This window comes from Rhodococcus sp. NPDC054953 (assembly GCF_053609225.1).
This window is the reverse complement of the sequence record NZ_JBSGXD010000022.1, coordinates 57,346-82,852: the sequence shown is the minus strand read 5'-3', so window position 1 is coordinate 82,852 and position 25,507 is coordinate 57,346. Positions and strand designations below refer to the sequence as shown.

The 25,507-nt window shown below is 71.5% G+C and carries 23 protein-coding genes; 9 read left to right on the top strand and 14 right to left on the bottom strand.

The genetic code is table 11. From position 1 onward, the window contains the following. Window positions 1-24 precede the first annotated feature (24 nt). The 5 genes from ACWF62_RS15630 to ACWF62_RS15610 all read right to left on the bottom strand — a co-directional run bounded on the left by ACWF62_RS15630 (window position 25) and on the right by ACWF62_RS15610 (window position 4,746). Window positions 25-1,770 carry a sodium/solute symporter gene (locus ACWF62_RS15630; protein ID WP_452630576.1) on the bottom strand — a complete coding sequence of 582 codons (1,746 nt, stop codon included), beginning with the start codon at window positions 1,768-1,770 and terminating at the stop codon, window positions 25-27. 15 nt (window positions 1,771-1,785) lie between these two features. Further along, entirely contained in the window at window positions 1,786-2,181 is a 396-nt protein-coding gene (locus ACWF62_RS15625; protein ID WP_378505531.1) for a hypothetical protein, read from the bottom strand. Next, window positions 2,178-3,068, bottom strand: a complete 891-nt coding sequence (locus tag ACWF62_RS15620; protein ID WP_452630575.1) for a LytR/AlgR family response regulator transcription factor — start codon at window positions 3,066-3,068, stop codon at window positions 2,178-2,180. Before ACWF62_RS15620 ends, ACWF62_RS15625 begins: the two co-directional genes overlap by 4 nt. 65 nt (window positions 3,069-3,133) lie before the next feature. Next, the gene (locus ACWF62_RS15615; protein ID WP_452630574.1) at window positions 3,134-4,324 is read right to left on the bottom strand and encodes a sensor histidine kinase; all 1,191 of its coding nucleotides are present in this window, start codon (window positions 4,322-4,324) and stop codon (window positions 3,134-3,136) included. Next, window positions 4,324-4,746 carry an MmcQ/YjbR family DNA-binding protein gene (locus ACWF62_RS15610; RefSeq protein WP_378570759.1) on the bottom strand — a complete coding sequence of 141 codons (423 nt, stop codon included), beginning with the start codon at window positions 4,744-4,746 and terminating at the stop codon, window positions 4,324-4,326. Before ACWF62_RS15610 ends, ACWF62_RS15615 begins: the two co-directional genes overlap by 1 nt. A gap of 142 nt (window positions 4,747-4,888) precedes the next feature. Here ACWF62_RS15610 and ACWF62_RS15605 point away from each other — a divergent pair, with 142 nt between their 5' ends. After that, window positions 4,889-7,312 (top strand): ATP-dependent Clp protease ATP-binding subunit, encoded by a 2,424-nt coding sequence (locus ACWF62_RS15605; RefSeq protein WP_452630573.1) that lies wholly within the window; start codon window positions 4,889-4,891, stop codon window positions 7,310-7,312. A 98-nt stretch (window positions 7,313-7,410) separates the two neighbouring features. Here ACWF62_RS15605 and ACWF62_RS15600 read toward each other — a convergent pair whose 3' ends face one another. The 5 genes from ACWF62_RS15600 to ACWF62_RS15580 all read right to left on the bottom strand — a co-directional run bounded on the left by ACWF62_RS15600 (window position 7,411) and on the right by ACWF62_RS15580 (window position 12,630). Further along, window positions 7,411-7,803 carry a thiol-disulfide oxidoreductase DCC family protein gene (locus ACWF62_RS15600; RefSeq protein WP_378505527.1) on the bottom strand — a complete coding sequence of 131 codons (393 nt, stop codon included), beginning with the start codon at window positions 7,801-7,803 and terminating at the stop codon, window positions 7,411-7,413. 29 nt (window positions 7,804-7,832) lie between these two features. Further along, complete coding sequence (locus tag ACWF62_RS15595) at window positions 7,833-8,045, bottom strand: antitoxin (protein WP_378505526.1); 213 nt, start codon at window positions 8,043-8,045, stop codon at window positions 7,833-7,835. A 139-nt stretch (window positions 8,046-8,184) separates the two neighbouring features. Next, window positions 8,185-10,662: an HAD-IC family P-type ATPase gene (locus ACWF62_RS15590; RefSeq protein WP_378505525.1), complete on the bottom strand. Its 2,478-nt coding sequence runs from the start codon at window positions 10,660-10,662 to the stop codon at window positions 8,185-8,187. 119 nt (window positions 10,663-10,781) lie between these two features. After that, the gene (locus ACWF62_RS15585) at window positions 10,782-11,882 is read right to left on the bottom strand and encodes an MBL fold metallo-hydrolase (RefSeq protein WP_378506025.1); all 1,101 of its coding nucleotides are present in this window, start codon (window positions 11,880-11,882) and stop codon (window positions 10,782-10,784) included. A gap of 16 nt (window positions 11,883-11,898) precedes the next feature. Then, window positions 11,899-12,630, bottom strand: coding sequence for an enoyl-CoA hydratase (locus ACWF62_RS15580; RefSeq protein ID WP_378505524.1), 732 nt, complete (start codon window positions 12,628-12,630; stop codon window positions 11,899-11,901). Window positions 12,631-12,669: 39 nt separating this feature from the next. On the opposite strand from ACWF62_RS15580, the gene ACWF62_RS15575 reads away from it, so the two are divergent. After that, window positions 12,670-13,755 (top strand): NAD(P)-binding domain-containing protein, encoded by a 1,086-nt coding sequence (locus tag ACWF62_RS15575; protein WP_378570802.1) that lies wholly within the window; start codon window positions 12,670-12,672, stop codon window positions 13,753-13,755. Window positions 13,756-13,866: 111 nt separating this feature from the next. On the opposite strand, the gene ACWF62_RS15570 is transcribed toward ACWF62_RS15575, so the two are convergent. The 3 genes from ACWF62_RS15570 to ACWF62_RS15560 form a co-directional block, all read right to left on the bottom strand. Beyond that, a complete protein-coding gene (locus ACWF62_RS15570) occupies window positions 13,867-14,796 on the bottom strand; it encodes a helix-turn-helix domain-containing protein (protein ID WP_452630572.1) in 930 nt (309 codons plus the stop codon). Window positions 14,797-14,915: 119 nt separating this feature from the next. Next, window positions 14,916-15,842: a hypothetical protein gene (locus ACWF62_RS15565; protein ID WP_452630571.1), complete on the bottom strand. Its 927-nt coding sequence runs from the start codon at window positions 15,840-15,842 to the stop codon at window positions 14,916-14,918. Between the two features lie 342 nt (window positions 15,843-16,184). Next, window positions 16,185-17,036, bottom strand: a complete 852-nt coding sequence (locus ACWF62_RS15560; RefSeq protein ID WP_378570769.1) for an aldo/keto reductase — start codon at window positions 17,034-17,036, stop codon at window positions 16,185-16,187. Window positions 17,037-17,102: 66 nt separating this feature from the next. On the opposite strand from ACWF62_RS15560, the gene ACWF62_RS15555 reads away from it, so the two are divergent. The 6 genes from ACWF62_RS15555 (at window position 17,103) to ACWF62_RS15530 (ending at window position 23,453) form a co-directional block, all read left to right on the top strand. Further along, window positions 17,103-18,743, top strand: coding sequence for an ABC-F family ATP-binding cassette domain-containing protein (locus ACWF62_RS15555; protein ID WP_378505520.1), 1,641 nt, complete (start codon window positions 17,103-17,105; stop codon window positions 18,741-18,743). Window positions 18,744-18,951: 208 nt separating this feature from the next. Next, window positions 18,952-19,242: a helix-turn-helix transcriptional regulator gene (locus ACWF62_RS15550; RefSeq protein WP_378570773.1), complete on the top strand. Its 291-nt coding sequence runs from the start codon at window positions 18,952-18,954 to the stop codon at window positions 19,240-19,242. Beyond that, window positions 19,232-19,819: a hypothetical protein gene (locus ACWF62_RS15545; RefSeq protein ID WP_452630570.1), complete on the top strand. Its 588-nt coding sequence runs from the start codon at window positions 19,232-19,234 to the stop codon at window positions 19,817-19,819. Before ACWF62_RS15550 ends, ACWF62_RS15545 begins: the two co-directional genes overlap by 11 nt. Beyond that, window positions 19,816-20,715, top strand: a complete 900-nt coding sequence (locus tag ACWF62_RS15540; protein WP_378570777.1) for an ABC transporter ATP-binding protein — start codon at window positions 19,816-19,818, stop codon at window positions 20,713-20,715. Before ACWF62_RS15545 ends, ACWF62_RS15540 begins: the two co-directional genes overlap by 4 nt. Further along, on the top strand, window positions 20,712-21,932 hold the full coding sequence (locus ACWF62_RS15535; RefSeq protein WP_378570779.1) for an ABC transporter permease: 1,221 nt from the start codon (window positions 20,712-20,714) through the stop codon (window positions 21,930-21,932). The genes ACWF62_RS15540 and ACWF62_RS15535 overlap by 4 nt, the downstream gene beginning before the upstream one ends. 24 nt (window positions 21,933-21,956) lie before the next feature. Further along, window positions 21,957-23,453: a carboxyl transferase domain-containing protein gene (locus ACWF62_RS15530; RefSeq protein ID WP_378570781.1), complete on the top strand. Its 1,497-nt coding sequence runs from the start codon at window positions 21,957-21,959 to the stop codon at window positions 23,451-23,453. A gap of 48 nt (window positions 23,454-23,501) precedes the next feature. Here ACWF62_RS15530 and ACWF62_RS15525 read toward each other — a convergent pair whose 3' ends face one another. Next, window positions 23,502-24,176, bottom strand: a complete 675-nt coding sequence (locus ACWF62_RS15525; protein ID WP_378508992.1) for a GOLPH3/VPS74 family protein — start codon at window positions 24,174-24,176, stop codon at window positions 23,502-23,504. Window positions 24,177-24,230: 54 nt separating this feature from the next. Here ACWF62_RS15525 and ACWF62_RS15520 point away from each other — a divergent pair, with 54 nt between their 5' ends. Next, on the top strand, window positions 24,231-25,388 hold the full coding sequence (locus tag ACWF62_RS15520) for a hypothetical protein (protein WP_378508993.1): 1,158 nt from the start codon (window positions 24,231-24,233) through the stop codon (window positions 25,386-25,388). The last annotated feature ends 119 nt before the right edge of the window (window positions 25,389-25,507 follow it).

The following is a 25,507-nucleotide window of genomic DNA, read 5'->3' as shown; positions in this document are numbered from 1 at the left end:
TCCACGCACGGGCGGCGGAGCCGCCTACAGGTCGCGCTCGCGGTCGCGGCCCACCCCGAGCCGCTCGGGCGCGTGCATCCGGGTGAAGGTGCGGGCCACGTCGGCGGGGATGCTGCCGCGGGTTGCGCGGCTGACCACGACCATCGTCAGGAACGCGAGCGGCACCGTCACCGCCGCCGGATATCCGACAAGGACCTGCAGCCACCCGTTCCACGGCCCGGACCCGACGCCGCCGAACGACGTCACCAGCGCCGCCGACCCGGAGGCAACCCCACCGACGATCAGCCCGGCCGCGGCGCCCGCTGCGGTGAGCCCCCGCCACCAGATGCCGAGCACGAGCAGCGGGCACAGGGTGGACGCGGCAACCGCGAACACCATGCCGACGGTGCGGGACAGGTCGATCGAGGCAACCCCGATCGCCAGGGCAAGCGGTACCGCGCCCGCGACGACCGCGGCGACCCGGAAGTCGCGGATCCGGCCCTTCATGACGTCGGTGCTGAGCACACCCGCGACGCTGACCAGCAGCCCGGACGAGGTCGCGAGGAACGCGGCGATCGCCCCGGCCGCGACCAGCGCCGCCAGCACCTGACCCCCGACCCCGGACACCACGGAGGCGGGCAGCAGCAGGACCGCGGCGTCGGAGGTGCCGGTGATCAGCAGCTGCGGCACCCACAGCCGGGCGAACACCCCGAGCAGGATCGGGAACAGGTAGAACACCCCGACCAACCCGATCACCGCGAGCGACGTGGTGCGCGCGGTCCGGCCGTCGGGGTTCGTGTAGAAGCGGACCAGCACGTGCGGCAACCCCATCGTGCCGAGGAAGATGCCGACGATCAGCGAGTACACCTGGAACAGCGGGTGGGTGCCGCCGAGGCCCCAGCCCGGGTCGAGCCACTGCGCCCCGGTGGGGGGCGCGCCGGCGACGACCGGGACCGCGGCGCCGGCGTCGAGTACCAGGGCCGTGCCCGCCGACAGTTCGTACTCGCCCACCCCCAGCGCGACCGGCCCGTCCACCGGGTTCCCGTCGACGACGCCGGACGCGGTGACCGACAGTGGCTGCGACACCTGCACGATCACGTCGGTGGTGACATCGACCGTGGTGCGGTCGGTGACGGTCGGCGGCGCGGGGGTCCCGAGGCCGCCGCCCGCGCCGAGGAAGTGGAAGGTGAGGACCAGGGCGGGCACCGCGACGGCGGTCAGCTTGAGCCAGTACTGGAATGCCTGCACGAAGGTGATCGACCGCATGCCACCGCCGACGACGTTGGCGATCACGATCAGCGCGACGACGACCGCGCCGACCCACATGGGTATCCCGAGCAGGATCCCGAGCGCGAGGCCCGCGCCCTGAAACTGCGGCACCATGTACAGCACGCAGATCACGGCAACGACGAGCATCGCGAGCAGCCTCAAACGCTTACTGCCGAGACGGAATTCGGCGAAGTCGGGGACGGTGTACGCCCCCGAACGGCGAAGCGGGGCGGCGACGAACAGCAGCAACCCGAGATAGCCCGCGGTGAACCCGACCGGGTACCACAGGGCGTCGGCGCCGTACTTGGCGATCAGCCCGGCGACCCCGAGAAACGAGGCGGCGGACAGGTACTCGCCGGAGATCGCGGCGGCGTTCCATCGCGATCCGACGCTGCGGGACGCGACGAGGAAGTCGGAGGTGGTGCGCGCCAGCCGAACCCCGTAGAACCCAATGACGACGGTCGCGACGGCCGCGATCACCAACGCGACAACGGTCACCAGCGGGATCGGCTGCCCCGACACACGTCACCTCCGTCCTCAGTCGTCGGCGAGGTCGACGAACTCCTGCTCGATCCGGTCGGTCAGTCGAATGTAGAGCCTGCCCGCCAGATACAGCGCAGGGAACGCCGCGACCCCGAGCACCAGCCACGGCAGCCGCACGCCCACCACGGTGACGCCGCCGAGCCAGGGGAAGGCCGCGAGCAGCAGCGGCACCGCGCCTGCCACCAGCACCACCGCCGCGGCGAAACGCAATGACAACCCGAGTTGGGCCCGCACCAACGCCCGCACCAGCGCATCGCCGACCTCGGTCTGTTCCTGCACCTCGACGCGGGTCCGGACCACGCGGGCCCCGCGCCGGTGCGCCAGCACCACCCGCTCCCGCGACGGCGGGCCGCCCGCCGGTGCGCGCTGCGGTCCGGCGGGCCCGCTCATCTACTCGTCCACTGCTGACGCGGCGCCCGCACCAGGCGATCCTTGAGTTCGCGGGTGTGCCTGCGACTGACGGGCAGTTCCACCACCGGGGTGTCCTCGCCCGCGCGCAGGCACACCACCGTTCCGGTTCCGACACTGCGGATGCCGGTCACCAGGGGCAGCGCCACCAGGTAGGAGCGGTGCACCCGCAGGAATCCGGCCGCCTGCCATCGGGATTCGAGAGCCGAGATGGGGATCCGGACCAGATGGGACCCGGTGGCGGTGTGCAGGCGGGCATAGTCGCCGTCCGCCTCCACCCACGCCACGTCGGAGCGGTGCACGAGGGTGGTGACCCCGCCCAGCTCGACGGGGATCACCTCGTCGGCGTCGGGTTCCGGCTGCCCCGGTTCGGTGACCCGGCCGATCCGGCGGGCGGCGCGGATCCGGCGCACCGACTCGGTGAGCCGCTCCGCGCGCAGCGGCTTGAGCAGGTAGTCGACGGCACCGAGGTCGAATGCGTCGACGGCCCGGTCGTCGTGCGCGGTCACGAACACTACCACCGGCGGGGTCGCGAACGCGGCGAGCACACCGGCGAGTTCGAGGCCGTCGAGTCCGGGCATGTTGATGTCGAGGAACACCGCGTCGATAGCCCCCGCTGCGCCGGGAGTCGGCACCCCGGCGGCGCCGGGAGTCCACACCCCGGCGGCGCCGGGAGTCCACTCGGCGGCCATGCGGAGCCGGTCCTTGATCACCCGGAGGGCGGTCGTCGCGTCCCCGGCGGTGAGGATCTCCCCGACGTCGCCCTGGGCGCGCAGCAGGTAGGCCAGTTCGTCGAGCGCCGGACGCTCGTCGTCCACGGCCAGCACGGTCAGCGGGGTGTCGGGGGCCCCTTCGGGTGTCTGTGTCACAACAGGTCAATGGTGCCACGTCGGTCTCCGGCCGGGTGCGTCACGCCCGACCCGGTGCGCGCGACTCAGACGTGGACGCCGGGACGGAACTTCGGCACCCGCATGCTCACCCGGGTCCCCGCCCCCGGCGCGGTCTCCACGACCAGGCCGTAGTCGTTGCCGAACGCCGCCCGTAACCGGTCGTCGACGTTCGCGAGCCCGACGTGTGCGGACTCCTTCGCGGCGGGCCCCCCGGTCCCGGAGGCGACGGCGTCGAGCGAGCCGGAGCGGAGCAGTTCCGGGTCCATGCCGACGCCGTCGTCCTCGACGCTGATCACGCAGTCGGTGCCCTCGTCGGCGGCGACGATGGTGACGGTGCCGCGGGACTGCCCGGCGAGACCGTGCCGCACCGCGTTCTCCACCAGCGGTTGCAGCGCGAGGAACGGGAGCACCACCCCGAGCACCTCGGGTGCCACCTGCAGCCGCACCTCGAGGGCGCTGCCGAACCGGGCGCGTTCGAGGGTGAGGTAGCGGTCGATGTTGCGGAGTTCGTCGGACAGCACCGTGTACTCGCCTGCGGAGCGGAAGGAGTAGCGGGTGAAGTCGGCGAACTCGAGGATCAGCTCGCGCGCCCGGTCCGGGTCGGTCCGCACGAACGACGCAACGGTGTTGAGTGCGTTGTAGATGAAGTGCGGGCTGATCTGCGCGCGCAACGCGCGGACCTCGGCGCGGTCGAGTCGGGCGCGGGAGGCGTCGAGTTCGGCGAGTTCGATCTGGCTGCACGCGTACCGGGCGACCTCGCTGATCGCGCCGAGCATCCCCGGGCCAGGCTCGGCGGCGGTGAGCACCCCCATCACCCCGACCACCCCGACGTCCTCGACGACGAGTGGCTGCACGACCAGCGCCCGGACCCCTGGGTGGGGGTGCGCGATCAGTTCCCGCCGCCCGGTCTCGGCCGCGGCCCGGGCCGCGGCGGCGAAGCGGCCGGTGAGGTGCTCGTTCGGTCCGTTCCAGGCGAGGGGTGCGCCGTCCTGGTCGGCGAGGGCGAGGGACTCCGCGGAGGTGAGGGTGCGCAGGTGCGGCGCGGCCTCGGCGGCGGAGGTGGCGTCGAGGCCGCGGCGCAGCGGGCGGGCCGCGAGCGACGCGGTATGCAGCGTCGCGTGCACGGCGCGTTCCTCCGGCGTGGTCAGGGTCCGGCGGGTGCGGCGACGCAGCAGCAGCACCGCGAGGACGACGACGACCGCAGCCACCAGCAGCGCGAGGGCGGCGGCGGACATCAGCGCGCTCCCCCCGGCCCCGTGCCCTCGGACCGGTCGGACGCGTCGAGTCGAGCGAGTAGCGTTGCCGGCGCCACCGTCCGGTAGGCGTCCTCGACGATGTCCTCGATGTCCCGCCAGTCGGCCTGCGTGGGAACACCGTTCGGCCCGACATCCAGGTACACGCCGATCCAGCCGCGGCCGCCGACATACGGCGGGACGAAGAAGCGGGCGCTGTCCCGGGCCACCCAGTCCCGCTGCGCCCCCGCCGGGGCCGCGGCCCAGAACGCGATCCGGTCGTCGTGGTGCCGGTCCGCGTAGCTGACGAACTGCGGGGCCCGGCGGACAAACCAGGATGGCTCGCCGTGGCTGAGCCGCTCGGTGGCCTCGGGCAGGGCGAGGCACAGGTCGCGGAGCCGGTCGAGCGGGCGCGGCGCGGTCATGCGGCCACGCTACGGCAGGCGGCGGGCGCCGGGGCGGCGCGACTGTCGCGCGGATCACAGGCCGATCACCCGAACCGGGAATTGATCACGGCCGCGACACGTTAGTTGAGTCAGAATCACTCAACTTTCAGGAGGGTCGTCAATGCCCGCATTCTTCGGTCCCGAGGGTCCCGGCCGCATCGACATCGGCCGCCTCATGAGCCGGTCCACCCAGGAGCTCGTGTCCGCGGCCGCCCGCTACGCCGCGGGCCGCGGCGACGCCGAACTCGATGCGCTGCACGTGCTGCGGGCGATGGCGGACCGTGACCCCGTGCGCGCCCTGATCCGGCGCGCCGGGGCGGATCCGTCCGCGCTGGCCGACGCGGCCGAGGCGCGGCTGCTGCAGGGCCGCACCCCGGTCGGGTTCGCCGTCGCGGCCCCCACCCTGAGCCCAGCCCTCAAGGCGGCACTGCTCGAGGCGCATCAGCTCGCGCGCACCCTCGGCTCCACCTACATCGACCCGGAGCACCTGTTCCTCGCGTTCGCCGGCGACCTCGGGCACGCCGCCGGCCGGGTGCTGTCCGAGCAGGGCATCACCCCCGAGACGTCCCGCCGGGCGGGCCAGCCGGGCGTGGACGCGTCGGCGAGCGACACCCCGACGCTCGACCAGTACGGCGTCGACCTCACCGACCGCGCCCGCGCCGGTGAAATCGACCCGGTCATCGGCCGGGCACTGGAGATCGAGCAGACCGTCGAGATCCTGTCCCGCCGCACCAAGAACAACCCGGTCCTGATCGGTGAGGCCGGTGTCGGCAAGACCGCGATCGTGGAGGGTCTGGCGCAGCGCATCGTGGACGGCGACGTCCCGGACCGCCTGCACGGCAAGCGGATCGTCCAGATCGAGATGTCATCGCTGGTCTCCGGCACCCGCTACCGCGGCGACTTCGAGGAGCGGCTGACCACGCTGGTCGACGAGATCACCGCCCACCGGGATGACCTGATCGTGTTCATCGACGAGATCCACACCATCGCGGGCGCCGGCGCGGGAGCGGACGGCGCGATGGACGCGGGCAACATCCTCAAGCCGAAGCTGGCCCGCGGCGACCTGCACGTGGTCGGCGCCACCACGCTCGACGAGTACCGCAAGCACATCGAGAAGGACCCCGCCCTCGAACGCCGCTTCCAGCCGGTGATCGTCGACGAGCCCAGCGTCGAGGACGCGATCACGATCCTGACCGGGCTGCAGGAGCGGTTCGCGGAGCATCACGGCGTCCGCTACGCCGAGGACGCGATCATCGCCGCGGTGGAACTCTCGCATCGCTACATCGGCGACCGGTTCCTGCCGGACAAGGCGATCGGCCTGATCGACCAGGCCGGCGCGCGGCTGTCGCTGCGCTCCCCCAAGGTGGACGCCGAGGAACTGAAATCCCAACTCGCGCAACTGGAGGTGAGCAAGGAGCAGGCCGTCGCCGCCGAGCAGTACGAGACGGCATCGCAGCTGCGCGACCGGATCACGCAGCTGCAGAACCGGATCGCCGGCGTCGACACCACCGCGTCCCCCGACACCCCCGAGGTGACGGCGGAACTGATCGCGGAGGTCGTCGCCCGGGCGACCGGCATCCCCGCCAGCCGGATGACGCAGGAAGAGAAGGACCGACTGCGGGGGCTCGAGGACGAACTGCACCGCCGGGTCGTCGGCCAGGACGACGCGGTCCGCGCGGTCGCGCGGGCGGTGCGCCGCTCCCGGGCCGGGATGGGCGACCCGAACCGCCCGGTCGGCAGCTTCCTGTTCCTCGGCCCGACCGGTGTCGGCAAGACCGAACTGGCGAAGGCCCTCGCCGCGTCCCTGTTCGGGGACGAGGACAAGATGATCCGCTTCGACATGAGCGAATTCGGTGAGCGGCATACCGTCTCGCGGCTGCTCGGCGCCCCTCCCGGGTACGTCGGCTACGACGAGGCGGGTCAGCTCACCGAGCAGGTGCGGCGCAACCCGTACTCGGTGATCCTGCTCGACGAGGTGGAGAAGGCGCACCCGGACCTGTTCAACACCCTGCTGCAGGTGCTCGACGACGGCAGGCTCACCGACGGTCACGGCCGCACGGTGGACTTCACCAACACCGTGGTGATCATGACCAGCAACCTCGGGTCCGACCTGATCTCCAGCAAGGGCGGGGCGCTTGGCTTCCTCACCGGCGATCCGGCCGCGGCCGAAAAGCCGCTGCGGGACCGGGTGCTGGCACGGCTGCGGGAGTCGATGCGTCCGGAGTTCCTCAACCGGATCGACGAGATCGTCGTGTTCCGCAGGCTGGCCGCCGACCAGCTGCACCGGATCACCGATCTGATGCTGGACGACAGCCGGAAGCGGTTGGCGGACAGGGGCATCGGTATCACGTTCAGTGACGCCGCCGTCGACTGGATCGCCGAGCACGGGCACCAGCCCGAGTTCGGGGCCCGGCCGCTGCGCCGGTCCATCCAGCGGGTGGTCGACGACCGGGTCGCCGACCTGCTCATCGACGACCTGATCGGCGAGGGCGCCCGGGTCGCCGTCGACGTTACCGACGGGGAGCTGGAACTGCGCGTGGCGTAACGGATACCGCGCCAGCGGTGGAGACCGGCATTGCGCCGGCCGCCACCGCTGGCGACCGTGGGGTCGGGTGCCCGTCGTGCGGGCGCGCGCAGCCCGGACTACTCGATGGCGCAGCTGCCGCCGCTGCCGGGCAGCCGGTGCCGGTTCCGCGCGACCAGGCGGTACAGCCGGTCCTGCACCTGCCTGATCCCCGGAATCCGGTACACCCGCAGGGGAATTCGGGTACCGAGCACCCCGGAGAGGGCGGCATTGATCGCACCGGCGCCGTGGTGCCGGTCCCCACGCCAGTCCACCGCCCAGGCCTGCTCAAGCGCCTGATCGACGCTCACCCCGAAGCGCTCGACGGCGCCCGGTGCGTGCAGGGGCGTTGCGGTGACCCGGCCGCGGCGATCGAGCCGGTGCAGCCACCCCACACTCCACACGCAGAAGCCGCAGTCCTTGTCGAACAGCAGATCCACGCGGCGTTCGGCGCGCGGTGTTCGGTCGGGCATGACGCTCCTGCGGCGGGTGTCGTCGGGTGCTACTTGGCGTCACCCGCGGGCGGCGCATCCTTCGGGATGACCTTCTTCGCGGCGTCCTGCGCCTTGTCGACGTGCTCGGCGTACTTGCCGCCGGTCTTCTGGTCGATGAAGTCGCCCGCCTTGTCGATGGCGCCCTCGACCTTGTCCGCGTTCTCGGCCGCGTACTGCTGACCCTTCCCGAACAGGCCCTTCAACGTGTCGACCAAGCTCATTGTCGCTCCTCACTCCGATGCCGGTTCAGGGCACCACTGAAAAGATCGGTCCGGGTCCCGCATCGCGGTTCCGGTTTGTACCTTTCCCAGTCTCACAGCTTTCCCCGGCACCCGCCACAGTGCAGACGGGTGCGGCGTGTCAGCGCGCCGCCTTCTCGCCGGGCTGTTCGGGCAGCGAGAACAGCCTGCGGTGTTCGCCATGCAGGCGTCCGGACACCCACCACCCGACCTCGACGAGCACGATCCCCACGCCGCCGCACACGAACGCGGTCGTCGTCGCCGCCACGTTCGACGGGTCGAGCTTGAAGAACTCCCGCGCGAACGGGAGCGCGAACAGCACCACGTAGCCGAGCGCGGACCCGACGATCAGCACGACCTTCCACCACACGTACGGGCGGGCGACGATCGCCAGCACCCACAGCGCGATCGTGATCAGCGTGATCAGCGCGGTGGTGCCCGCCTGCACCTGCTGCGTCTCGGTCTGGTCGGGGCCCGCGTAGACGAGCGCGTAGGCGACGAAGGTGCAGATCCCGACCACCAGACCGGACGGGATCGCGAACCGCATCACCCGCGGCACGAAGCCGGTGCGGGCCCGCTCGTTGTTCGGCGCGAGGGACAGGATGAACGCGGGGATACCGATCGTGAACCAAGCCGCGATCGTCACGTGCCGCGGCAGGAACGGGTACGGCATCGGCTCGAAGTCGAACAGTTCCGATGCCACCCCGGACAGGCCGACGAGCAGGGCAAGCAGCACCGAGTACACCGTCTTGGTGAGGAACAGGTTCGACACCCGCTCGATGTTGCCGATCACCCGGCGACCCTCACCGACCACGTACGGGAGCGTCGCGAAACTGTTGTCCAGCAGCACGATCTGCGCGACCGCTCGGGTGGCGGGGCTGCCGGATCCCATCGAGACACCGATGTCCGCGTCCTTGAGCGCGAGCACGTCGTTGACCCCGTCGCCGGTCATCGCGACCGTGTGCCCGCGCGACTGAAGGGCGCCGACCATCTCCCGCTTCTGATCGGGCCGGACCCGCCCGAAGGTGGTCGCGGTGTCAAGGACCTCGGCGAGCGACTCCCGATCCGAGGGCAGCTCGCGGGCATCGACCGCGCGGTCCCCTCCGGGCAGCCCCAGCGACTGCGCGACCGCCCCGACGGACACGGCGTTGTCGCCGGAAATGACCTTGACCTCGACCTTCTGCTCCGCGAAGTACGCGAGGGTGTCGGCGGCGTCGGGTCGCACCCGCTGCTCGAGGACCACCAGGGCGCGCGGCGTGACGACCCCGGGCGCGTCGGGGGCGTCGACGGCGCGGTCACTCTCGCCGAGCAGCAGCACCCGCAGCCCTCCCGCCCCGATCTCCTCCGCGGTCCGTGCCGCCGACGACTCCGGGTCGAGCAACACGTCGGGGGCGCCGAGCACCCAGTTGCCGTTGGGGCCGTACGAGTTTCCGCTCCACTTCTTCGCCGACGAGAACGGCGCCACCGCGGTCGTGGTCCACCCGGGGTCGTGGTCGTATGCCTCCGCGATCGCCAGCACGCTCGCGTTCGGCCGCGGATCGTCGGCGGCCTGCGCGGCAAGCGCGTCCCGCAGCCGGGCCTCGGTACCGCCGGGATCGTCCGCCGTCAGCAGCCGCAGCTCGGACAGCCGCATGCCGTTCTCGGTGAGGGTGCCGGTCTTGTCCGCGCACACCACGTCGACGCGCGCGAGTCCCTCGATCGCGGGCAGTTCCTGCACCAGGCACTGCCTGCGGCCAAGCCGGATGACGCCGACCGCGAACGCCAGCGACGTCATCAGCACCAGCCCCTCCGGCACCATCGGGACCAGGGCGGCGACCATGCCGTTCAGCGCGCCCCCGAGGTCCTGCTCGCTGACGAACAGCTGGTTGTAGACGATCAGCACCCCCGCCGGAATCATCATGTAGGTGATGACCTTGAGGATCTTGTCGACGCCGCTGCGCAGCTCCGAGTGGACCAGGGTGAACTTGCTGGCCTCCGCCGCGAGTTTGGCCGCGTACGCGTCGCGGCCGACCTTGGTGGCACGGTAGGCGCCGCTGCCGGAGGCCACGAAGCTGCCGGACAGCACCTGGTCGCCGGGCCTCTTGTGCACCGGATCCGCCTCACCGGTGAGCAGCGACTCGTCGACATCGAGTGCCTCGCCCTCGACGACCACCCCGTCGACCACCACCTGGTCGCCGGACCCGAGCTCGATCACGTCGTCGAGCACCACCTCGCTCGGGGACACCGCCGCGGTGGCACCGTCCCGCCGCACCACCGGCCGGGACTGGCTGACGATCGCCAGCTTGTCCAGGGTCCGCTTCGCGCGCACCTCCTGGATGATGCCGATCGCGCTGTTCGCGACGATCAGCAGCCCGAACATGCCGTCGATCACCGAGCCGGTCGACAGCACGATCACCAGGAGCACACCGAGGATCGCGTTGATGCGGGTGAACACGTTGGCCCGGACGATGTCCCTGACCGAGCGGCTGGCCCGGCTCGGGACGTCGTTGGTCCTGCCGTCCGCGCGGCGCTGCGCGACCTGATCGGAGGTCAGCCCCGTCCGGACATCCATCTCGCCCGGCGAGAGGGTGTCGACGCCGCGGGTCTCGTCGTTGGCCATCCCGTCAGATTACTCACCGCGACGGTGAAATCCGCTGCCGACCAGGGCACGTCGCGGCCCACGGGACAACCCGGCGACGTGACGGCTCCCGATGGACCGCGAATCACCTCCGCAGGCCCCTACGCGAGCCGCAACCACCAGTGCCGCTGAGTCCCCGGGCGGAGCACATCGATCCGCTGCCCGGGCATCGGCACCCGGACCGTGACGCCCGCCGGGTCGGCGGCGGCCAGCAGCCGGGTGATCGGCTCCGCCCACGGATGGAACGCCAGGTTGAAGGTCGCCCAGTGCACCGGAACCAGCACCCCCGCCGCGGCCGATCCCCGCCCGAGGTCGGTGTGCATGCGCACCGCCTCCTCCGGGTTCATGTGCACGTCCGGCCAGTGCTCGTCGTACGCTCCGACCGGGAGCAGGGTCAGGTCGAACGGGCCGTGCCGCCGCCCGATCTCGGCGAACCGCGGCGTGTACCCGGTGTCGCCGCCGAAGAACACCGCGTGGTTCGGTCCCCGCACCACCCACGACGACCACAGCGTGGTGTTGCGGCGCAGGCCGCGCCCGGAGAAGTGCCGCGCCTCCGTGCAGGTGAGCACCAGGTCCCCGATCGTGGCCTGCTCGTCCCAGTCCAGTTCGACAATCCGCTCCTCCGGCACCCGCCAGTGCCGCAGGTGCGCGCCGATTCCCTTGGGCACCACGAACGGTGCGCTCTGGGTGCGCAGCAGCGACAGGACGGTCGCCTTGTCGAGGTGGTCGTAGTGGTCGTGCGAGACGAGCACCGCGTCGACCGGCGGCAGCGCGGCGACATCGACCGGGGCCGGGTGCAGCCGGGCGGGGCCGACCAGCGGGGACGGCGACACCCGATGGCTCCACACCGGATCCGTCAGCACCCGGTACCCGTCGATCTCGACGACGGCGCTCGAATGCCCGAACCAGGTGACCGCCAGCTCCGCGGCCTCGGCCGGGGCGAGCGGCGTCGCGAGCGGGATCGGCTGGCGCGGACGCCCGAGCCGACGCCGGGTCAGCACCGAGGACCACAGGCTGGACTCGTCGCCACGGGCCAGCGGAACGCTCGGATCGGTGTTGTGAAACCTGTTGTCCCGGTACCGCGCCGACCCGACCGCCCGCGGCGCGATCGCGGCCGCCGACGCGCCGATCTGGCCCGGGATACCCCACGCCGCACGCGCCAGCGCCGCCGCACCGACCGCCGCGAGCGTCGCGACGACCATTCCCCGCGCCCGCACGTCAGCGTCCCCGGAAGGTCGGGGTGCGCTTCTCCTGCCGAGCCCGGGACGCCTCGAGCATGTCCTCGCTCGACCAGGCCGCGTGCAGGGCCTCGAGCTGTTCCGGTGTCGGATCGTCCTGCGTGCCGTCGTCGTTGAGGACGAGCTTGAGGTGCCGCAGCGACAGGGGCGCCAGCGCGGCGATCCGCTTGGCCCACTCCTGCGCGTCGGCGAGGTCGCCGATCTTGTTGGCCAACCCGAAACCGAGTGCCTGCTCGGCGTCGATCTGTTCGGCGCCGAGCAGCACCGTGCGCGCGGGCCCGCCACCGACCAGCGAGACGAGCCGCCGGACCGTCCAGGAGTCCACCGAGATGCCCAGCTTCACCGCGGGCACCGCGAAGAACGATCCGGGCGCGACCACCCGCAGGTCGGAGGCCAATGCCAGCTGGGTGCCCGCGCCGACCGCGGGACCGTTGACCGCGGCGATCACCGGGATCGGCACGGAGTCGATGGTGTGCAGCATCTCCAGCAGCGTGTCGGTGAACCCGTCGGCATAGACATCGCCGGACAGGTCCGCGCCCGCGCAGAAGGCGCTCCCCCTGCCGGTCAGGACGAGCACCCGGGCGCCCTGCCCGACGGCCTCGTCGACGGCGTCCCGAAGGAGCACACACAACTCGGTGTTGAGGGCGTTGCGCCGCTCGTCCCGCTGCAACTCGATGGTCACCACGTCGCCGTCCCGGCTGGTCCCGATCATGATGGTGACCGTACCGTCATGACCTGGGAGGTTGCCAGCATGTTGGAGTCCGTGGATGTCGTGGTGATCGGCGCGGGCCAGTCCGGGCTGTCCGCGGGTTATTACCTGCGCAGGCTTGGCGCGCCCGCGGGCATCCGGTTCGCGATCGTCGACCACGCGCCGGGGCCGGGCGGCGCGTGGCAGTTCCGCTGGCCGTCGCTGACGCTGAGCACCGTCAACCGGGTCCACGACCTGCCCGGCATGCCGTTCACCGACGTCCTCGACGCGGCGCCCCCGGAGCAGGTCGAGGCCGCCGAGGCGGTCCCGCGCTACTACGCCGAGTACGAGCGCCGGTTCGCCCTGCCCGTGCATCGCCCGGTGCACACCCGGGTGGTGTGCGACCACGGCGACCGGACCGGGCCGCTGACCGTCGAGACCGACGGCGGTGCGGTGACCGCGCGCGGCATCATCAACGCCACCGGCACCTGGGAACGACCGTTCGTGCCGCGGTATCCGGGCACCGAGACGTTCCGCGGCCGAATGCTGCACACCCGTGACTACCGGACCGCGGACGAGTTCACCGGCAGCCACGTGCTCGTCGTCGGGGGCGGGATCTCCGCGGTGCAACTGCTGGACGAGATCTCCCGTGTCACCACAACGACCTGGGTGACCCGCAGGCCACCGCGGTTCCGGGACACCCCGTTCACCGGCGGCGAGGGGCGGGCCGCCGTCGCGGTCGTCGAGGACCGGGTGCGGCGCGGGCTGCCACCCGGATCGGTGGTGTCGGTGACGGGTCTGCCGCTGACCCCGGCCCTGCGTGCGGCCCGCGACCGTGGCGCACTGGACCGGCTGCCGATGTTCAGCGAGATCACCCCCGACGGGGTGCGGTGGGCCGACGGAACCGAGGAGAAGGTCGATGTCATCCTGTGGTGCACCGGGTTTCGCAGTTCACTCGACCACCTGGCACCGCTGCGGCTGCGCGGCCCCGGCGGCGGGATCACGATGACCGGGCGGCTGGCCACCCAGGTCGCCGCCGACCCCCGGGTGCACCTGCTCGGCTACGGGCCGTCCGCGTCCACGATCGGCGCGAACCGCGGCGGCAGGGCCGCGGCGCGGGAACTGATCGCGCACCTGACCGGAACCTGACGACCGCCCGCGCCCCGGCACCCCCCGTGTGCACACGGGTGTCCGCGCACCCACACCCCCGCTACCCGCCGAAAACCCCCGCGCACGCCGCACCACCCGTGTGCACAGGGGTCATCCGGTGCCGGTCGCGCGCCGGCGCAGCTCCCTCGGCGACGTGCCGGTGACCGCACGGACCGCGCGCCCGAACTGACTCAGCCCAGCGAAGCCACTGCGGCGGGCGATCTGCCCGATCGACAGTCCCGACAGCGACGGGTCGGCGAGCAGGTCGACGCCGCAGCGGACGCGGCGCCGCCGGATCAGCCCGTACACCGACTGCTCCTCCGACTCCATCACCTTGTGCAGGTAGCGACTGCTGACGTTGACGGTGGCCGCCACCTGCTCGACGCTGAACGCCGGGTCGGTGAAGTTCTGCTCGATGACCTCGTGCACGCGCGAACGCAGACCCGACGCCCCGTCCTCGGGTTGCCCGCGGAACGGGTGCGCCTCCCGCAGCACCGCGACGGCGAGGTCCACGACCGCGTGCTCGATCAGCGCCACCTCGCCCGGGTGCATCCGGCGTGCGGTCAGCGGGCCCAGCATCCCGGCGAGGACGGCGCCGGTCACCGAACCCGGCAGCGCGGCGCCACCGAACCGACGCGGGTCGACGGACCGGGACAGCACCAGCGGTCGCGGCAGGTAGGCGAAGACGAGGTCACTCCCCTCGGCGATGTCGATGGCGAGCGGCCGCCCGAAGTCGACGCACAGCGCATCGCCCTCATTCACCCGATGAACTGACTGATTCTGTTCCAGCACAATGGAACCCGCCAGAATGCAGGCGACGGCGACGTAGCCCGACATGGGGTCGTGGAGCTGCCCCGATCCCCGCACCCCGGCGACGGCGGTCGAGCGCATCCGGTTCACCCGGACGGATCCCAGATCGACGGAAATCATCGTCGCCGCGAACGTCGACGGGTCGTCGGCGCTGAAGCGGCACATCCCGGACAGGGTGTCGAGGCCGTCCCGCCCGGCCATGCTGATGCCGCCGGCGAAGCGTTCGGTCAACGCTCCGATGTTCTCCCCGTGCACCCGTCCGTTCCCCTGCCCCAGAATGTTTGCCCGACCATAGCCTGTGCGAGCGGAACACCCGGGCGACACGCCACGACCGGGCCGGGTCGGGCGCGTCAGATCAGGGAGACCCCGACGAACCAGCCGACGGTCGCGAGGACGATCAGCAGCACACCGCCCGCCAGGTACGGCCCCCAGGTCGCCAGGGGGGTCCGCGCGTCCCCGGTTCCGGGCTCGGCCTCCGATTCCGCGCCGGGGTGGTCCGCGGTCGCCTCCGGCGCGGCCGGCACCGCGGGGGCGGCGGCGATCACCTCGTCCAGCACCTGCACCACCCGGTCCGCGCCCAGGTCGCCCGACCCGACGGCATCGACGATCAGGCCGGACAGCGCCGGGGACACGTCGGGGCGCACCGCGCTCGGGGAGAGCGGTCTTCCGGTGCCCGTGTGGTGCATGCCGGTGAGCAGTTCGGACAGGACGTTGCCGAGTCCGCGCACGTCGTCGCGCGGCGTTGCCTGCGCGGGGACCCCGGGGAACGCCAGGTAGGCGATGCCGTCGGCGTCCACCCGGATCCGGCTCGGATGGTCGATCCCGATGCACACCCCCGCGCGGTTGGCGTCGCGCACCACCCCGGCGAGCAGGGCCACCGATTCGGCCGCGTCCGCGGGCCGGCCGACCCTGACCAGGCCAAGCGCGTGGCTCTGCTTCCACTGGGACACCACAACGGCGCAGCCGTCGGCCTCGAACATGTCGAGGACGGCGGGCACCGCCTCGGTGCGACCCGGCCGCGGCTGCGCACCGTCACCGGTACGGCACAACCAGCCGGTGCGATCGAGGAACCCGGCAGCGGACGATTCCCGCGCCTCGACGACGGTGAGGGCGACGTCCCTGGCGAGGACGGTGTCATGGGCTCGCCAGAACGCGACGCCGGTGCTCCCGCCGCACCGTTCGAGCAGTCGATAGCGGTCACCCGCGAACTGAGCTCCCGGCACCAGCGCCCAGACCGGCGGCCGGGTTGGCGTGCGGGTGCTCGATCGGGCGGGCACCCGTGGTTGCATCGGGGCCTGCACACCGGGCGGGGCGACGGGCGTGGTCGTGCCGGGCCGAGCCGCGGACCGGCGAGGCCGCGTCGGCGTCGCCGCCGCCCCCTCCTGCCGCGCCACTGCCGTCGAGCCGGTTTCCGTCCGCATCCCCACCATCCCCTACGTTTGCCGAAGTCGACCGGCACCGTGGTGTCGGTGCGCCGGTCGACTCATGTCACGACTCGGATTGTCGCCGCACCGGGAACCGGCCCGCATCGCCGATGGCTCCGAGTTAGCCGACTGTGCGGAATCTGTGGAATCTCCGTGCACGGAATGCCGAATCGTGATCAGAAATACCTGTTCAGGCTATCCCATGTCGAAGGTGGCGGGATCGCCGCCGAGGCGGTTGCCCGCGTCCAACCCCGCGATCACCGCGAGGTCATCCGCGTCCAGCTCGAAGTCGAACAACTCGATGTTCTGCCGAATGCGGTAGGGGGTCACCGACTTCGGGATGACGACGGTGCCGAGTTGCAGATGCCAGCGCAACACGACCTGCGCCGTCGACCGCTGGTGCTTCTCCGCGATCCGGGCGAGCACGGGGTCATCGAGCAGGCCCTTGCCCTGCCCGAGCGGCGACCACGCCTCGGTCACGATGCCGAGCTCGGCGTGCACCGCCCGCAGCTCCGCCTGCGCGAAGTCGGGATGGACCTCCACCTGGTTGACCACCGGTACCACGCCGGTGTCGTCGATGATCGTGCGCAGCTGTGCTGGCTGAAAGTTGGAGACACCGATGGACCGGGCCCTGCCGTCCGACTTCAGCTCGGTGAACGCCCGCCAGATGGCGCGGTAGTCGTCCCGCATCGGACGCGGCCAGTGGATCAGGTAGAGGTCGACATGGTCGAGGCCGAGCCGGTCGAGGGACGCCTCGAACTCGAAGAACACGCCGTCCCGGGTCCACGGCTGCGCGGCGTTGTTCCACAACTTGGTGGTCACGAACAACTCGTCGCGCGGGATCCCGGACGAGGCGATCGCACGGCCGGTGCCGACCTCGTTGCCGTAGATCGCCGCGGTGTCGATGCTCCGGTAGCCGATGCTCAGCGCGCTGGTCACCGCCGTGTAGGTGTCGTCGTCGGGGACCTGCCAGACCCCGAACCCGACCTGGGGAACGACGTTGCCGTCGGAGAGGGTCACGTTCGGTACCGGATGCACAGAGGTCATGCTGGGCGAACGTCCCGGGCCTGCCGGTTTGTTCCCGTCGGGGCGGCGGTTGAGACAATCCCCCCCATGAGCGCCACCCTGCACGCCGACGACGTCTCCGCCGCCCGCGGCGACCGCACCCTGTTCACCGGGCTCGATCTCGTGGTCGCACCCGGGGACGTGATCGGCCTGGTCGGCGCGAACGGTGCGGGCAAGTCCACCCTGCTGTCCATCCTCTCCGGCGACACCACCGCCGACGTCGAGGGCACCGTCTCCCTCAGCCCGCCGGACGCGACCGTCGGCCACCTCGTGCAGGAACCCGAGCGGATCCCCGGCGAGACCGTCGAGGCGTACCTCGGTCGCCGCACCGGCGTCACCGACGCCGAGACGGAGATGAACGCCGCCGCCGAAACGCTGACCGAGCCGGGCGGCGACGACCGGTACGCGCACGCGCTGGAACATTGGCTCGGGCTCGGTGGCGCCGACCTGCACGAGCGGTCCGGACAAATCCTCGACGACCTCGGCCTCACCGCGGGACTGGACGCCGAGATGACCGCCCTGTCCGGCGGGCAGGCCGCCCGCGTCGGGCTGGCGGCGCTGCTGCTGTCGCGGTACGACGTCCTGCTGCTCGACGAGCCGACCAACGATCTGGACCTGGACGGCCTGGAGCGCCTGGAGCGGTTCGTTGCCGAGACCCGCACCGGCGTGGTGGTGGTCAGTCACGATCGAGAGTTCCTGGCGCGCACCGTCACCGGCATCGTCGAGCTCGACCTCGCCCAGCAACAGATCGCGGTGTACGACGGCGGCTACGAGTCGTACCTTGCCGAGCGGGCCGTCGCCCGCAGGCACGCGCGGGAGCGCTACGAGGAGTACGCGGACACCAAGGCCGGGCTCGAGTCGCGCGCCCAGATGCAACGCAACTGGCTTGAGCACGGCGTCCGCAACACCCGACGGAAGGCGAAGGGCGCCGACTCCGACAAGATGGGACGCAAGGCGCGCGCCGAGTCCACCGAGAAGCAGGCCGCGAAGGCCCGGCAGACGCAACGCCGCATCGAGCGGCTCGAGGTGGTCGAGGAGCCCCGCAAGGAGTGGGAGCTGCGGATGGAGATCGCGGACGCGCCGCGCAGCGGTGCGGTCGTCGCGACGCTGACCGGCGCGGTGGTTCACCGTGAAACGTTCCAACTCGGCCCGATTCATGCCCAGATCGAGTGGGGTGACCGCATTCTCGTCACCGGACCGAACGGCTCCGGCAAGTCGACACTGCTCGGCGTGCTGCTCGGCAGGCTCGCGCCGGACGAGGGCACCGCGACGTTGGGTTCCGGTGTCGCGGTCGGCGAGGTGGACCAGGCGCGCGGACTGTTCGAGGGCGGCGAGCCGCTGGTGGCCGCGTTCGGTGCGCAGGTGCCCGACTGGCCCGATGCCGACGTGCGGACCCTGCTCGCGAAGTTCGGCCTCCGCGGGCAGCACGTGCTGCGTCCCGCGGACTCGCTGTCGCCCGGCGAGCGCACCAGGGCAGCCCTCGCCCTGCTGCAGGCCCGCGGGGTGAACCTGCTCGTGCTCGACGAGCCGACCAACCACCTCGACCTGCCCGCGATCGAGCAGCTCGAGCAGGCGATGGACTCGTACACCGGGACGCTGCTGCTCGTCACCCACGACCGGCGGATGTTGGACACGATGCGCAGCACCCGTCGGTGGCGGATGGACGGCGGACGGCTGACCGAGGAATAGGCGGCCCGCGCCCCGCTCCCCCCGCCGCCAAACCCCTGTGCACACGGGTACTGGAGCGTGCACACGGGTAATGCGCGCCGAAACCCCGTGTGCACGCGGCACTCGGGGTGTGCACACAGGCGTTGCGGCGTGGACACGGGCACTGCGCGCCACGCCGAAAATGCGGAAAAACTTGACAGGCTGTTGTGTTTTCCCAACACTGCAGTGCATGAGTCCGGTGCGTCGCGGGGAAGCCCGACCGATCTTCAACCGCATTGCGGTGCTGCGCGCCGAGCGCTCACTCAGCCGCGCCCAGCTCGCGACGCTGATCGAGGTCAACCCCCAGACCGTGGGAGCCCTCGAACGCGGGGACCACTACCCGAGCCTCGACCTGGCACTGCGCATCTGCGAGGTGTTCGCGCTGCCGATCGAGGCGGTGTTCTCCCGGACCGAATTCACCCCGCTGTCGGCCGAGTACTACCGGCGCGACACGACGGAAGGAGAAGGCCGTGGCGCCTGAGGCGACCCTGATCGAGCGGTATCAGGCGTACCGGACGAGACGCTTCCTCGCGAACTCGGAGAAGTGGCAGACGATGCTGCCGAACTGGCGGACCCGGCACCGACGACGACTCCTCGTGCTCGCCCTCTGCGCCGCCTTCGCGATCATGTACCTGGTGGGCGTCCTGTGCCACTTCTTCACCATGGCCCCGCTGCTCTGGCTCCCGGCCTGCCTGCTGTTCTTCCCGATCTGGATCTCGATCGCGATCGTCGCTGGCCAACTCGGTGACGCGCCTGCCGGTGCGCTCGACGAGTGGGAGGCGCAGCAGCGCAACGCTGCCCGGTCCATCGGACTGAGTGTCACCCAGTGGTTCATGGCGATTCCGCTCACCTACCTGATCGTGGGAAGCGTGATCACCGGCGGCGACCACACCACGATGGCCTACACCGGGGGCCTGCTCACCCTCACCAGCCTGCTGATCGGGGGCTGCTCACCGACCATGATCCTCTCCTGGACGCGGCCCGACCCGGACTCCGACAGCGAACTCGACCGCACACCCGATGACCGCACACCACACGACCGCCAGGAGACACCGTGAGCGGAAACACCCTTGCCATCGAACACGTCTCGAAACGCTACGGGGACGTGACCGCCCTCGACGACCTGAGCTTCGAGGTCAATCCCGGTGAGATCTTCGGGTTCGTCGGCTCCAACGGGGCAGGCAAGACCACCACGATGCGGATCATCCTCGGGGTGCTGACCGCGGACGGGGGAAGCGTCAGCCTCGGTGGCCGCCCGGTGGACCTCGACGTGCGGCGCACCATCGGCTACATGCCCGAGGAGCGGGGACTGTATCCGAAGATGAAGGTCGGCGAGCAGCTGACCTATCTCGCCGAGCTGCACGGCCTGTCCCGGAGCGGGGCCCGTGCCGCGGTCGCCCGCTGGACCGAACGCCTCGGCATCGACCATCGGCTCGGCGACACCGTCGACTCCCTCAGCCTCGGCAACCAGCAGCGCGTGCAGCTGGCCGCCGCCCTGGTCCACGACCCGGCGGTGCTGGTGCTCGACGAGCCCTTCTCCGGGCTCGACCCAGTCGCCGTCGACGTGATGAGCGAAACTCTGGTCGAGAAGGCGAACACCGGTGTCCCGGTTATCTTCTCGAGCCATCAGCTGGACCTGGTGCAGCGTCTCTGCCACCGGGTCGGCATCATCGCCTCCGGCCGGATGCGCGCCCTCGGCACGGTGGACGAGCTGCGCGGCGGGGCAGGCACCCAGCTGCTCGTGCACGCCCCGGCGGCACCCGACGGGTGGAGCGACCACCTGGCCGGGGTCCGCACGCTCGACCGCACCGACGGGCGCACGGTGCTGGCACTCGATCCCGGGGTCGACGACCAGGGCGTGCTTGCCGCCGCGCTGAACACCGGCCCGGTGCACGAATTCTCCCGGCATCGACCGTCCCTGACCGAACTGTTCCGAGAGGTGGTCGCCGGATGAGCGCCCCGACGCAGGCTCCCCAACACCCGTCGCTGGGCAATGCGCGGGCCGTCACCCTGGTCGCCCGGCGTGAATTTCACACCCAGGTGCGTAAGAAGAGCTTCCTGATCAGCAACCTGGTCATCCTGCTCGCCATCGTCGGCGGCATCGTCGGTGTGTCGATCTTCTCCGGAGACGACGAACCCGACCGGGCCACAATCGGTCTCGTCGGAGCGCCGGCACTCGGCGCCCTGCTCGAGGCCACCGGCGATCAGTCCGGGACCGCGGTCGAGGTCACCTCGATCCCCGATGAGCGGACCGCGCGGGACCGGGTCATGGCAGGCGACCTGGACGTCGCGCTGATCGCGGCCGCCGACGGATCCGCCGTCGCGGTCACCGAATCCGAGCTCGACACCGGACTGCGGACCGTCCTCGACGTCGCCGTCGCCGGGCAGGCGCAGCAACGCGCCCTCGAGGAGCAGGGTGTCGACCTGGCGCGGCTCGGCGACGCCACCGCCGCCGCGGTCGTCACCGTCGACCCGATCGATCCCCCCGACCCGGAGAAGGGGCAGCGCGTCGTGCTGTCCGTCACCGCCATCGCCCTGCTGTACATGCAGATCCTCGGTTTCGGCATGTACGTCGCGATGGGGGTCGTCGAGGAGAAGTCCAGCCGCGTCGTCGAACTGTTGCTCTCGACGCTGCGTCCGCTGCAGCTGTTGTGGGGCAAGATCATCGGGATCGGGGCCGTCGGCCTGGTGCAGCTGACCGCGTACGGCATCGCCGGTGTCACGGCGGGACTGGCGACCGGACTGATCACCGTCACCGGTACCGCGCTGGCCGTGTTCGCGTCCACGCTCGGCTGGTTCGTTCTCGGGTTCGCGTTCTTCGCGGTGCTCTACGCGGCGGCCGGGTCGATGGTCTCCCGGCAGGAGGACGTCAACTCGACGGCGATGCCGCTGATGCTGCTGATCATGGCGATGTTCTTCGCCGCGTTCTCCGCGGTCGGCAACCCCGACGGCACACTGAGCACCGTGCTGAGCTGGATCCCGCCGTTCTCCGCGATCCTGATGCCGCTGCGGATCGCGGCGGGGGTCGCGAGCCCCGGCCAGGTGATCGGAACCATCGTCATCATGCTGGCCGCGACCGGCGCCGCATCGTTCATCGCCGCGAAGATCTATCAGCGCTCGATCCTGCGGGTCGGCAAGACGGTCTCCTGGCGGGAAGCGTTCGGACGGTAGACCCCGGCGAAGTAGGCTCCGGACATGCCCGCGCGACTGTCCGCACCCGACGTGCTCGACCTGGTGCTCGACGCCGACAGCTACCGATCCTGGGATACCGCACCGGTCGAGGTGGCCGCCGACGCGGGCTACCGCGCCGACCTGGCCGCCGCCCGGGCGAAGACGGGACTCGACGAGTCGGTGCTCACCGGTGAGGGCACGGTCCGCGGACGCCGGGTCGCGGTGATCGCGTGCGAGTTCGGGTTCCTCGCCGGGTCGATCGGTGTCGCCGCAGCCGAACGCATCGTCACCGCGGTCGAACGCGCCACGGCCGAGGGGTTGCCGCTGCTAGCCTCCCCGACCTCGGGCGGAACCCGGATGCAGGAGGGCACGCTCGCGTTCGTGCAGATGGTGAAGATTGCCGCCGCGATCACGGTGCACAAGACCGCGGGACTGCCGTACCTGGTGTATCTGCGCAACCCGACCACCGGCGGGGTATTCGCGTCGTGGGGGTCGCTCGGGCACGTCACCGTCGCCGAACCGGGCGCCCTGGTCGGGTTCCTCGGCCCCCGCGTCTACCGAGCCCTGTACGGGGAGGAGTTCCCGGCGGGGGTGCAGACCGCGGAGAACCTGTACGCGAACGGCGTCATCGACGGTGTGGTCGCGCCAAAATGGTTGCGGCACCTCGTGCATCGCGCGCTGCGGGTGATGACCGGGGAGACGGACCCCTTCGTCGACGAGCAGCCAGCCCGCGCCGAGCTCCCCGACGTTCCCGCCTGGCAGTCGGTGATGCTGTCGCGGCGGGCGGACCGACCCGGCATCCGGCAGCTGCTCCGGTACGCGGCGACCGAACAGGTGCCGCTGTCCGGGACCGGCCAAGGCGAGACCGACACCACGGTGCTGGTGTCCCTGGCCAGATTCCGGGGGCAGCCGTGCGTGCTGTTCGGGCAGGACCGCAGCGGCCAGTCCCCCGAGACCACGATGGGCCCCGGCGCGCTGCGCGAGGCGCGTCGGGCGATGAAACTGGCCGGGGAGCTGGGCATCCCGCTGGTGTCGGTGATCGACACCCTCGGTGCGTCCCTGTCCAGGGAGGCGGAGGAACGGGGGCTGGCACCCGAGATCGCGCGCTGCCTCGCCGATCTCGTCACCCTGGACACCCCGACGGTGTCGGTGCTGCTCGGCCAGGGCACCGGGGGTGGCGCGCTCGCCCTGCTGCCCGCCGATCGGGTGCTCGCCGCACAGCACGGCTGGCTCGCGCCGCTCCCCCCGGAGGGGGCGAGCGCGATCGTGCACCGCGACACCGGTCACGCCCCGAGAATGGCCGAGGCGCAAGGCATCCGGTCCCGGGACCTGCTCCGGGACGGCGTGATCGACGCGGTGATCCCGGAACTCCCGGACGCAGCGGACGAGCCGATCGGATTCTCGAAGCGGGTCGGGGAGGCGATCGCCCGCGAACTCGCCACCCTCACCGCGCTTCCCGCGGAGCACCGCTACGCGACGCGCATCGCCCGCTACCGCACCCTCGGCCTGCCGCCCGCCTGACAGCGGCGGATCCCCCCACGACCCGGGAGGAATCCACCGCTCTCGCGACTACGAGCCGCCGGCGGCGACGGCGGGCACGACCACCGCCGCGATCACGGCGGCGTTGACGACATCGACGGACTGGCGGACGGCCGCGGCGGCCCAATTGCCGTGCGCGATCTCCTTGGCGCGCGCCCGGACCGCCTTCTTCTTGACGTCGGGCAGCACCCGCGGGACGGCGTCGGCGGCGGACAGCAACGCGATCAGCGCCGCGGTGCGCGGATCGGGCTCGCCACCGTCGACCAGGGCAGCCCGGAGCCTGCCGCGCACCACCCGCTCGTGGGTCGCGTCGACCGACGGCCACGTCTTGGTCGGGAAGATGCCGAGCAGCTTGCCCGTCGACTCGCTGACCCATCCGCGCTCGACGATCCGCCCCAGCACCGCCTCCCGCAGGTTCGTGCCGAGCTTCTCGATCGCCGCCTCCGGCTTCATCGGCTTCGACCCACGCAGCTGCGCGACCGCGTGCGCGAGAATCGGATCCAGCGGGGCCGTCCGATTCCGCAGCACCAGCCGCCCCTTCTTCACCGCGCCGGTGCCGTCGGCGGGCTCCACCACCCCGTCGAGCGTCAGCTCGAGCAGCACCGCCCCGGCCAATGCCCGGGGCAGCACCATCCCGTCCACCACCGGCTTGCCGGTGTCATCGTCGAGCAGGAGCAGCAGCAGGTCTTCGGCGAGCAGCGTCATGGCTCCCACCGTAACGTTCGCGGGGCACCGCGGCCGCACGCTAGATTCGGCGACATGGCGAGGGTGCGCACCACAATTCGGGCAGTAGGGCTGGTGATCGCCGCGACCGCGATTGCGGCCTGCGGATCACGCGACTATCCCGGGGCCGACCTCGACGCGCTGCCCGCGGCCGCGGTCGGCGCGGTGTCGGTCACCCCCGCTGGCCTGGAAACCACCGACCTCCTGAACCAGAACCGGTCCCTGACCTTCCTGTTCGACGCGGACGGGGACGTCGTCGGACGCCTCGAAGGCAACGATGTCTATGCGACACAGGCGGTGGCGTCCGCGGGGCGGTTGACAATGGTCTCGGCCGATGCGGTGACGACCCTGACCCCCGCTGGCCGCGCCGAAGTCGGAATCGACGAGCACATGGTGACCGCGGCGGCGAACGATCCGGCGAACGGTGCGGCCACGATCTGGTTCAACAGCGGCGGGGAAAGCACCTACGTCGCGATCGACACCGACGGCACGGCCACGACCGGTGCGGTGCCCGGCGTCGTCGAGGTCGCCGCGCAATGCGGCGACCGCGCGGTCGCACTGACCCAGGGCCGCGAGCTCGCAGACGCCGACGGACGGTGGCTGTTCCGGCTGGTCGAGTTGCCGGCGGGCGGCGAGCCGGTCGAGCGCGGACGCTGGCGACTCGACCCCGACTTCTCCGCGGCGTCGGCGTCGGCGGTCTGCACCGCGGACGGTTCGGCGCTGCTCTCGCTGCACCGGCCGCCTCCCCCGCCCGACGGCGGGGAGCGCGGGCTGGTGCTGGTCCGAACCCGACTGGCCGACGGGGAACGCACCGCCGAGCCGGTCGAGCTGGCAGGGCAGTCACCCGCGACGAGCCGCGGCTCCCTGACCGTCGTCGGGGACCGCCTGTACTGGCTCACCCAGAGCGGGACGGTGCTATCGATGCCGCTCGGCGGGCCTGCGCAGGCACGGTCGGAGTGGACGATTCCCGGCGCGGACGTGAACATTGCATCGGTGTCCGGCACCACGGTCAGCGCACTCGACCTGCATGCGGCTCCGACCTTCGCGCAGTACGACCTCGTCACGGGCGAGCGGATCACCGACCCCGTCACGCTGCCGTGGCTGACCGAGATCGTCGACTCGGAAGCCGAGAGCGGCAACACCGCCTACGTCGTCTCCGATCTCGACGGCCTCCTCCCACGCAGCGACGACTGACCATTCACCGACCGTTCGCGACCACCCGACGACTCCTCCGTGCTTTCGCGCGTGACCGGCCGGTTCGGGCGTCGCGGTCCCCTAGGGTGTAGTGCGCAGCACCCGCGATCGAGAGGACA